Source organism: Methanobrevibacter sp. (genome assembly GCF_045611865.1).
In the GTDB taxonomy this organism is placed as follows: Archaea; Methanobacteriota; Methanobacteria; order Methanobacteriales; family Methanobacteriaceae; genus Methanocatella.
In genome coordinates this window covers 1-9,570 of sequence record NZ_JAZKXX010000054.1, presented here as the reverse complement: position 1 = coordinate 9,570, position 9,570 = coordinate 1, and the positions used below count along the sequence as shown (strand labels likewise).

At 34.6% G+C, this 9,570-nt stretch carries 10 protein-coding genes; 7 read left to right on the top strand and 3 right to left on the bottom strand.

The features are described 5' to 3' along the window. The 7 genes from ACKI32_RS05305 to ACKI32_RS05275 all read left to right on the top strand — a co-directional run. The coding region (locus tag ACKI32_RS05305; RefSeq protein WP_407414231.1) for a MarR family winged helix-turn-helix transcriptional regulator at positions 1 to 339 on the top strand (339 nt) is incomplete at its 5' end. A 14-nt stretch (positions 340 to 353) separates the two neighbouring features. Further along, positions 354 to 1,211 (top strand): aldo/keto reductase, encoded by an 858-nt coding sequence (locus ACKI32_RS05300; RefSeq protein ID WP_407414229.1) that lies wholly within the window; start codon positions 354 to 356, stop codon positions 1,209 to 1,211. A 15-nt stretch (positions 1,212 to 1,226) separates the two neighbouring features. Beyond that, positions 1,227 to 2,078: an SDR family oxidoreductase gene (locus ACKI32_RS05295; protein ID WP_407414227.1), complete on the top strand. Its 852-nt coding sequence runs from the start codon at positions 1,227 to 1,229 to the stop codon at positions 2,076 to 2,078. Between the two features lie 12 nt (positions 2,079 to 2,090). Further along, complete coding sequence (locus tag ACKI32_RS05290) at positions 2,091 to 2,537, top strand: cupin domain-containing protein (protein ID WP_407414225.1); 447 nt, start codon at positions 2,091 to 2,093, stop codon at positions 2,535 to 2,537. A gap of 404 nt (positions 2,538 to 2,941) precedes the next feature. After that, positions 2,942 to 4,132 (top strand): AAA family ATPase, encoded by a 1,191-nt coding sequence (locus tag ACKI32_RS05285; RefSeq protein ID WP_407414223.1) that lies wholly within the window; start codon positions 2,942 to 2,944, stop codon positions 4,130 to 4,132. Positions 4,133 to 4,242: 110 nt separating this feature from the next. Then, positions 4,243 to 5,469 carry an FprA family A-type flavoprotein gene (locus ACKI32_RS05280; RefSeq protein WP_407414221.1) on the top strand — a complete coding sequence of 409 codons (1,227 nt, stop codon included), beginning with the start codon at positions 4,243 to 4,245 and terminating at the stop codon, positions 5,467 to 5,469. A gap of 18 nt (positions 5,470 to 5,487) precedes the next feature. Next, on the top strand, positions 5,488 to 5,901 hold the full coding sequence (locus ACKI32_RS05275) for a ferritin family protein (RefSeq protein ID WP_067039734.1): 414 nt from the start codon (positions 5,488 to 5,490) through the stop codon (positions 5,899 to 5,901). A gap of 239 nt (positions 5,902 to 6,140) precedes the next feature. Here ACKI32_RS05275 and ACKI32_RS05270 read toward each other — a convergent pair whose 3' ends face one another. The 3 genes from ACKI32_RS05270 to ACKI32_RS05260 all read right to left on the bottom strand — a co-directional run. Next, the gene (locus ACKI32_RS05270; RefSeq protein WP_407414219.1) at positions 6,141 to 7,271 is read right to left on the bottom strand and encodes a site-2 protease family protein; all 1,131 of its coding nucleotides are present in this window, start codon (positions 7,269 to 7,271) and stop codon (positions 6,141 to 6,143) included. Between the two features lie 16 nt (positions 7,272 to 7,287). Continuing rightward, complete coding sequence (gene glp / locus ACKI32_RS05265) at positions 7,288 to 8,505, bottom strand: gephyrin-like molybdotransferase Glp (protein WP_407414217.1); 1,218 nt, start codon at positions 8,503 to 8,505, stop codon at positions 7,288 to 7,290. Positions 8,506 to 8,525: 20 nt separating this feature from the next. Continuing rightward, on the bottom strand, positions 8,526 to 9,570 hold a 1,045-nt coding region (locus ACKI32_RS05260), incomplete at its 5' end, for an AIR synthase related protein (protein ID WP_407414215.1).

Genomic DNA, 9,570 nt, shown 5'->3' with positions numbered 1-9,570 from the left:
CTTAATAACAATGATTTGACACTAAAGGAATTTTCTGTTCTTTTAAGAATAAGATTCCAGGGGGTTGCAACCCAACATGATTTGGTGAAATTGTGTAAAGTGAGCGGAGCATACATTGCAAAGCTTTTAAGAAAATTTGAGGACCACGGATATATTGCACGAAAGGAGGACCCTGAAAACAGGAGAAAAAAACTAGTCAAAATGACAGATGATGGAATCAAAAAAACAGATGAAATAATAGAAGTAATACAAAACTGGGAAGAAAAAGTTACATCCAGCATAAGTGAAGATGAAATCAAAACTCTCAAAGAGATATTATTTAAAATAACAATGATTTAAGATATGGTGATGATATGGAATATATGAAATTAAATGACGGATTAGAAATTCCATCAATAGGATTTGGAACATTCATGATTCCTGCAGACGGAACAACATATGAAACCGTGAAAACTGCAATCGATTTGGGAATAAGACACATCGACACGGCAACTGCATACTTCAACGAACAGGAAGTGGGCCAAGCCGTAAAAGACAGTGCCGTGGAAAGAGAAGACATTTGGATTACATCCAAATTATGGCTGCAGGATTATGAATATGAGGATGCCAAAAAAGCCATTGACCTGTCACTGGAAAAATTGGGCACAGACTATATGGATTTATACCTGCTTCACCAGCCATACGGCAAAGTTGATGAAGCCTGGAGGGCACTAGAGGAGGCCAGGGAAGAAGGAAAAATTCTCTCAATCGGCGTGAGCAACATGACCCCGAAATTATGGAACAAATGGGTTCCTGATTTTGATTCAATTCCATCAGTCAACCAGGTTGAATTCAATCCATATATCCAACAAAAGGAATTAAAAGAAATTTTAAATCCATTGGATGTTAAAATCCAAGCTTGGGGACCATTAGGCAGAGGAAATGCGGATTTATTAAATAATCCTGTAATTTTGGAACTTGCCGAAAAATACGGCAAGAATGCAGGCCAGATAATCTTAAGATTCGAAAATCAGGAAGGAATAATCGTATTTCCAAAATCATTGAACCCTGAAAGAATCAAATCAAACATGGAAATATTTGATTTCAAGCTAACTGACAGTGAAATAGATAAGCTACATGCACTGGACACTGGAAAAGGTTCACATGACCCCGATGCTCCAGGCATAGGTGAAATGTTAATGAATGCATTTGATGTGCATGCAAATGAATAGAATGGAAGTAAAAACATGGAATTTAACTTAAACGAAAATAGGGAAGTAGTCGCATTGCTTGGTGCAGGAAGCATGGGAACTGCAATCATAAAAAGAATAAGCACAAACAGGATAATACTTTTAGGAGATATCAATGAAGATAACCTTAAAGCAAGAGAAGAAGAGCTTAAATATAACGGATATACCGTAGAAACACAGGTTGTTGATGCAATGGATGCAGAATCCGTTGAAGCGTTTGCAAAAAGAGCCAGCGAGCTTGGAGATGTAAAATATTACATACACACTGCAGGTGCATCACCGAACCAAGCAAGCCCAGAGCATATCATTAATCTGGATCTTGTTGCAACATCCCTTGCAATTGACATATTTGGAAAATATATGGCCAAAGGAGGTGCGGGACTTATCATCTCAAGCCAAACCGGATACATGATGAATTTGCCTCCTGAAATCGAACAGCAAATTGCATTGGCATCAACTGATGAGTTAAAGGATTTGGATTTCATTAAAAATGATGCAATGGTCAATTCTGGTGTGGCATACGTAGTTGCAAAAAGGGCAAACCACCTAAAGGTCAGAACTGCCGCAGCAACCACTTGGGCAGACAGGGGTGCGAGAATAAACTCAATTTCACCTGGAATCATTGTAACTCCACTAGCCTATGACGAATTCGAATCAGCAGGTGATGCCTATCAGGAAATGATTAATTCATCCCCCGCAAAAAGAGTAGGAACTTCAGAAGAGATTGCAAGAGCTGCAGAATTCCTATTAAGCGATGACTCATCATTCATCACAGGAATTGATCTCTTGGTTGATGGAGGAGTAATAGCATCAATAGCCAGTGGAAGATACTCCCTGGAATTACAATAGAAGGTGTTGTTTTTGAAATATTCAAACAAAGAGGATTTTAAAAAGGCAAATATTTTTGGCATGGGCAATCCAAATGATGCCTTTGCCCAATATTTTATTGGAAACTCATACCTAAATCCTTTAAATGAATTTGGAGAATCACCAGTATTTGTAGCTAATGTCACTTTTGAACCAGGATGCAGAAACAATTGGCACATTCACAAGGCAAGTAATGGAGGAGGCCAAATTTTGATTTGCACAGCAGGTGAAGGATGGTATCAGGAAGAAGGCAAAGAAGCTGAAAGTCTTGTTCCGGGCACTGTAATTACAATTCCAGCTAACGTAAAACATTGGCATGGTGCAAAAGCAGATTCATGGTTTTCACACATTGCTGTTGAAGTTCCAGGTGAAAATACAAGCAATGAATGGTTAGAAGAAGTAAATGATGAACACTATAATAATTTAACCGATGGAGATTAGACATACCTATTGACACCATCACCAACAATTAATCTCAAATATGCGAACAATTCATATAAAACTTATAAAAAAGTTCCGATACTTATCGATTTGAGTACTAAAACTCTGATTCAAAATTTGTTTTGTAGTTATATTAAATCTTTTGAAACCGTTGAAAATATTAAAATCGTTGCCTGATAGTGTAATATTGCTTTTACTTCGTAAAATTGCTTTTATTTCAAACAATAACTAATTTACTTTCGAATTTAAGAATATCCACTATAGTATGAAAGAAGTATTATGAAATAAAAATATGCTAAAATTCATATTACCTCCAATATATACTATATTTTATAATACATACTAAAATTTATATTATAATATAAACATACTATAATCTATAGTACTTTTCAGGAGACCAGATTATGACTGATTTACCATGGGGAACTAATCAAAATTTAACAGATGAAGAGTTCTACAACAGGAAAAGCGAATTAATTAATATCAAAAATCTTCTACAATCAACAGGCCAAGGACATGCCCCTGATTTATTATTGACCGGCATAAGAGGTGTTGGAAAAACTGTTTTTCTTAAAAAATTAAAAAGAGAAATGGATGAAGAATATCTAGTGGTTTATATTGATTTTTCAAAATCAAAATGTTATCAAAAAAATCAAATGAGCATAATTGGTTTAATGGAACATATTTTCAAAGAATTCATTAAAGAAGCAAAAAATAAAGGTTTAAACACCTTAGATAAACAAATAGAAAAATATTTTAAGTCCAATGACTTTAAAATTAAGGAATTTATGAACATTGATAAAATACCAGTTCCGGTTTTTTCAAAAGAGACAAACGAAGAAAAGCTTATGGATTTTGTATTGGATTTATCTGAAAAAATATATGAGAAAAATCACAACAAAATCAAAGGCGTCTTAATTTTCATTGATGAATTTCAACTCATAAGAGAATTAAATGACTACAGAGAATCATTCCTATGGAAATTGAGAAGTTATATTCAAAATCAAAGAAATGTTGCATACATATTTTCAGGATCAATGAGTATGCAGGACAAATTAATCTCCGAAATTGCAAGTCAAAATGGAGCATTTGGTGGAAGAATGATTTCAATGCACTTAAATCCATTTGAAAAAGAAACTGTTAGGAATTATTTATCTGAAAGAACCCCATACATAAAATTTACTGATGACGGTTTTGAAAGATTTTACAAATGCACATCAGGAATCCCTTCATACGTTAATATCTTCGCTGCACTATTGCCAATCAATCAACAGTTAGATGATAATGCCATAAAAATCCAATTTGATAAAAAAATTCAAGCCATAAGTTCTCATTTAATAAATATATGGACAAGATTATCATTTAGAGAACAGACAATAATCATTATCCTGCTTGAAAAGCCCCTGCGCAGAATAGACATAGCAAATGAATTTGGAATATCAACAGGATCATTAAGCAACTATCTAAATAATCTTCAAAATCAAGGTCTTATAATACTAAATGATGGATTATACGAAATTTCCGAACCAATTCTCAAAAGATGGTTAGAGCTAGAATTTAATGAAAAGGGAATCTATCCTTATAGAAGCATGTGAAAAAACACGAACAATTCGTATAAAACAAAATTTTATATAAAATTTAATCTAAAATATTATTAATTCATAAAAAGTTATTAATATGAATTAATAAAAACGGAGATTTTAAAATGAAAGCCAATGCACAAAAAATAGCAGATGGAGTATACTGGATTGGTGTACTCGATTGGGATTTGAGAACCTACCACGGTTACACCCTTGATGGTACCACATACAACGCATACATTGTATTTGGAGAAGATGAAGTAGCAATCATCGACAATGCATATCCTGGAAAAACAAAAGAAATGATGGCACGTATCGACGACGCTTTTGCTCAAGAAGGAAGAGATGTCAAAGTTGACTACATTATTCAAAACCACGTGGAAAAAGACCACTCCGGTGTCTTAGTGGACTTGCACAAAAGATTCCCAGAAGCACCAATTTACTGCAGTAAAATTGCTGTAAACGGACTTTTAAAACACTACCCTGCACTCGAAGGTGCTGAATTCATCACTGTCGGAACAGGTGACAGTTTAGATGTTGGCGGAAGAACCTTAGCGTTCTTGGATGCATTCTTACTACACTGGCCTGACAGCATGTTCACCTTACTTGCAGATGAAACAGGAATTTTATTCCCTAACGACGCATTTGGTCAACACTTATGTTTCACCAAAAGATTTTCAGATGAAATTCCAGAAGTTATCCTAATGGATGCTGCTCAAAAGTTCTATGCAAACCTAATTACACCACTTTCAAAATTAGTACTTAAAAAATTAAATGAAGTAGTTGAATTAGGTTTACTTGACTCCATTAAGATGATTGCGCCATCTCACGGTCAAATCTGGACCAACCCAATGCAAATTATTGGAGCTTACCAAAATTGGGCAACAGGGGTATGTGAAGACAAAATCACAATCATCTACGATACAATGCACTACTCTACCCAACAAATGGCTCATGAAATTGCAGAAGGTGCAATGTCTGAAGGATATGATGTGGAAATCTACTTCTTACACGAAGATGAAAGATCAGAAATTGTTAAGAGTATCCTAACCAGTAAAGGAATTGCAGTTGGTGATCCAACCATCAACGATGTGCCATACCCAAGTATCGGAGATATCATGTACTACTTGAAAGGATTGCTCTTCAACAGAACTGGTATTGAAAGAAAAGCAGTTACCTTTGGTTCAATGGGTGGAAGAGGAGGAGCTCCTGCAAAACTCGCTGAAGAATTAGGTACCTGTGGATTTGATGTGATTGACTCACAAGAAATTACCTTTGTTCCAAACGCTGAAGAAGAAGAAGCAAGCTATGAATTAGGTGTTGCATTAGCAAAAGCATGTAAAGAATTATAGAACAAGGAGAATGATATTATGGTAAAATACGAACATGAAATTGGAATTACAAAAGGAACTCCTGTAGAAAACTACGTTGCAGGAAACTTTGAAGGAGAAACAAACGAAGTAGGTATCTACTTAGCAATGTCCAGACAAGCTTCCAGAGAAGGCTATGGGGAATTAGCTGAAGTATTCAAAAGATTAGCTTGGGAAGAAGCTGAACACGCAGCAAGATTCTGTGAAATGAACGGAATAATCAAACCTACTCTTAAAGAAAACATCGAATGGATGATGGGCGGAGAAAAAATGGCTAACGCAGAAAAAAGAGAAGCTTCTGAAAAAGCTGCTGAAGCCGGTATCGAAACCGCTGCTGATTTCTTCAGAGAAAGTTCCAAAGACGAAGGCCGTCACTATAAAATATTAGAAGGAATCTTAGAAAGATATTTCTAAACTGAAAGAATTTAATTATTCTTTCTTTATTTCTTTTTTTAAAAAAGTTTATTAATAATGAAAAGATATTAAAGTTGCAAGTAAAAACTCACAACTTTAGACTGGATTTTTTGATAATTACTTTTCACTAATTAAGAGAAAATTAACTTCTCCAATTAACATTATAATTTAATAATATTTAAAATAAGTACTATTTTTAACTTCAATTTTATGAATTAAGACAATTATTTCTTTATAAATTAAATAAAACCTGCAACAATAGTAAACACAATTATCATTGCCATAACTACTGATAAAGCATTAACTATTGGTTTATACACATTTTCAGATAATTTATAGCTCAGTAAAATCTCAAGCATGTATCCTCCATCCAAAGGTTTGAGTGGAAGTAGATTGAATAGACCAATTCCCAAGTTTAACATGAATACCCATTGGAATAGCTCAAGAAACTCAAATAAAATCCAAGGTAGTGGCCCTAAACTATCATTTGATAAAACGAAATGTTTATTTGCTTGAATTCCAAAAAATCCGACTGATTCGTTGTTTGGATTTTTATCCAAAGTTATGGAATAAGTTCCCTGATCCGTTTTTACGCTTACATTATCTCCTGAGCTAAATGAACTGACAATATTCATATAGGATGATGAATCATTAATCACATGATTGTCAATAGATTCTAAAACCATGCCCTCTTTTAGTATTCCATCTGAAGGAGAATCTCCAACAACCCTATTAATCTCTATTCCGTCTTCTGCAAAATAGTTTGGTATTCCTGCTGAACATAATGATACAATCATTATTGCTATAAGGGCTAAAGTAATGTTAGCAATGGAACCTGCAGCATAAACTCTAAGCCTTGATGAATTTTTAGCTTGTTTTAATTCATCTTCATCAGGTTCGACAAATGCACCTGGAAGAATAATGAATAACAACAGTCCTATTGATTTGATTGATATTTTTTCACCGACTGCCTGAATACCATGTGAAAACTCATGAACAATTAAAACTGTGGCCAGTGCTATTAAACCATAGAAAAATGGAACATATATCGATGAACCAGGCATTTCCACACCTGGAATTATTATGGAAACAGCAGGTGTTTCAAAAACTGAAGGTATTGCCGAAATTAATGACCATGTAGTAAATATCATAGCTCCAAAGGCCACAATAATACCAACATTCATATACCATCGCCAGAATGTTGGTGAAAGATTAGAAATTCTAGATATCAGTCCCCTAAGCCTTTTTGTTTTCCACATTATGACTGGAAAATTTAACTCGACTCCATGATTTGATAATTTATTATGAAAAATTCCGACCAATATCCATATGACAGCAAAGGCTATCAAATAATAATAAATACCATTCATTAAAACACACCTTCCACTACCAAAGTAGTGAATCAAAGAAGACAACGTCAACTATATCATTCTTCTGATATCCTTCATCATTTTCATCTATGATGATATAGCTGTTGGCCTCAACCATTGAACGAATTATACCAGAACCTCTATTCAAGACATGTTTTGCATGTTCATTATCTGAAACCGCACGGATAAAATCAGTTCTACCTAATTGGGAAGGTATTTTAAGTTGGGATACTCTTTTGACAATGTTAAAGTCAAATGCCCTTCCTTGCATTTCAAATAGGTATTTTCTTGCAAAAATATCAAACTGAGACATTGCTGCAACAGGTTGACCTGAAAATGTGAAAATTATTTTATCGTTTACGATTCCCGCACCTGCAGGTTTTCCCGGTCTCATTGCAACACCATGGAATAAAATCTCACCAATATCATCAACCACATCTAAAACAACATCTCCTTTACTTATTGCTGTTCCTCCAGTAGTCATGATTACATCATAGTCTTTAGATGCATTTAAAATAGCTTCTTTTACCTCATCAAAAGAATCTCCAGCATGATCAATATCGCAAATGGCTCCTGAATCTTCAACCATCGCATTTATTGTAAATTGATTAGAATTAATAATTTTTGCTTTATCAATTTCCTCTTTGGTTGGTTCGACTAGCTCATTTCCTGTAATAATTAGTTTTACTTTAGGTTTTTTGAAAACTTTTACAGTATCATAACCCGCTGATGCAATTAAACCTAATTCCTGATATCTGATAAACGTATTTTTGTCTAAAATCTTTTGACCCTTTTCGATGTCTTCAGATTTAGGGGAAACATTTTCTCCAGGAGTTACTTGAGAATAAATGGTTAAATCATCCCCATCAGTTGTAGTGTACTCTTTCATTATAACTGCATTAGCACCATCCGGTATTGGAGCTCCAGTAGCAATTACAATAGCTTCACCTTCATTAACTGTTTTAGATGAAAACTCACCTGCACCAATGGCATCGATGATTTTTAAATCTTTAGGAGCGGATTGTGATGCGCCAAAAGTATTTTCTGCAATTACTGCAAAACCATCCATTGCAGATTTATCGAATGGCGGTGAGTCATGAAATGCCATGATATCTTCAGCTAAAACTCTTTTGTGAGCATCGTAGATAGAAATTTCCTCAATTTCACTGAATTTTTGATTATCACTTAGTAGCTTAGAAGCATTTTTTAGCGAATCTAATTTTGATAAGAACATGCCGAAACTCCCCAAGTTACTCATGCCATGTATTTTTCAATTACACCATGATATGCATCGTTCAAATCTTCCCAACTGAACTCATGATTATTAACATTTAATGAAGTTCCTTTAACTTCCCCAATGACTTCAACATCAACATCTATTTTAGATAAGACATCATCTAATGCATCAGGTTTTACAGTCAATAAATATCTGCCGTGGCTTTCTGAGTATAACAATTGGATTTTATCCAATTCATCATCTGTTAATGTAACATCACATCCAAGACCTGATTTAATAACCATTTCTGAAAGTGCTACAGCCAAACCACCAGCTGAAACATCGTGTACAGCAGTGATATCTTTGTTTACATCCTCATCGATTAATTTCAATACAGTCTGACCATTGGCCAATTCCTCATCGATTCTGATTCTAGGAGCAGTTCCCACTTCCAAATTATGGATGGTTCTGTGGTATTCAGAACCGGTTAACTCATCATATGTTTTACCGATTAAAATGATTTTATCTCCTTCGTTTTTAAAGTCCATGGTTCTGATGTTTTCAATGTTTTCAACACCAATTACACCCACTGCAGGTGTTGGATTGATTTTAATTCCTTCTGTTTCATTATAGAAACTTACATTTCCACTGATTACTGGCGCATCGAATTTCTCTGCAACTAATGCCATTCCTTCAATAGCTGTTTTGAATTGCCATAGTATTTCAGGAGTTTCAGGATTTCCAAAGTTTAAACAATCTACAACTGCATATGGAGTAGCACCCATTGAAATAACATTCCTAATAGCTTCTGCAACACAACCTGCAGCTCCATCAAATGGAGATAATTTAGTGTGGATTGTGTTTGAATCAGTTGTAAGCGCAATAGCAGTATCTTCATCTATTCTTAAAACAGCCGCATCATCACCAGGTTTTACAACAGTTCTTACCTGAACTTCATGGTCATACTGTTTGTAAACCCAACTTTTTGAAGCGATATTCGGAGAGGATAATAATTTAAGTAAGGATTCTTTAACCGGCGGATGTTCAACTTCCACTTTTTCCAAATCTTCAGGAATTTCTTCT

What these genes read in the sequence shown, in the direction of transcription:
- ACKI32_RS05270 (WP_407414219.1), bottom strand. Translation starts at nt 7,271, where the DNA reads ATGAATGGTATTTATTATTATTTGATAGCCTTTGCTGTCATATGGATA.
- ACKI32_RS05275 (WP_067039734.1), top strand. Translation starts at nt 5,488, where the DNA reads ATGGTAAAATACGAACATGAAATTGGAATTACAAAAGGAACTCCTGTA.
- ACKI32_RS05295 (WP_407414227.1), top strand. Translation starts at nt 1,227, where the DNA reads ATGGAATTTAACTTAAACGAAAATAGGGAAGTAGTCGCATTGCTTGGT.
- ACKI32_RS05280 (WP_407414221.1), top strand. Translation starts at nt 4,243, where the DNA reads ATGAAAGCCAATGCACAAAAAATAGCAGATGGAGTATACTGGATTGGT.
- ACKI32_RS05300 (WP_407414229.1), top strand. Translation starts at nt 354, where the DNA reads ATGGAATATATGAAATTAAATGACGGATTAGAAATTCCATCAATAGGA.
- ACKI32_RS05285 (WP_407414223.1), top strand. Translation starts at nt 2,942, where the DNA reads ATGACTGATTTACCATGGGGAACTAATCAAAATTTAACAGATGAAGAG.
- glp (WP_407414217.1), bottom strand. Translation starts at nt 8,505, where the DNA reads ATGTTCTTATCAAAATTAGATTCGCTAAAAAATGCTTCTAAGCTACTA.